1 protein-coding gene is annotated in these 304 nt (G+C 40.8%); it reads right to left on the bottom strand.

Annotated elements, in window-relative coordinates:
* Positions 1-105: 105 nt before the first annotated feature.
* On the bottom strand, positions 106-304 hold a 199-nt coding region (locus tag HC175_RS22715; protein ID WP_235942734.1), incomplete at its 5' end, for a DNA repair protein RecO C-terminal domain-containing protein.

Genomic DNA, 304 nt, shown 5'->3' on the forward strand with positions numbered 1-304 from the left:
CCACATTAAATATGGGTTGTTTGGTCTCTTTATCAAGTACAACGATCTCCTGGGCAGAGGAATAAGAAAAAAGAAGGAGCAAGGCAAGGCTTGTAAAAAGTCGCATTAACTGTAAATTTCATTTAGGACCTTCAAAGACTTTGGCTTATGGAAGCCCTGCAAATGGATCTCATAATACCTCAACAGCATCAACAAAAAGCCAGAACGGCCGGCCTGGTTTAATTTTATAGCAGGAAGATCATCAAATTCTATACCCAACAGGCGCTGCAAAAGACCTACATTCTCATCATTAATGCAGTCGGGA

The sequence above is a fragment of the Salinimicrobium oceani genome, from assembly GCF_012037645.1.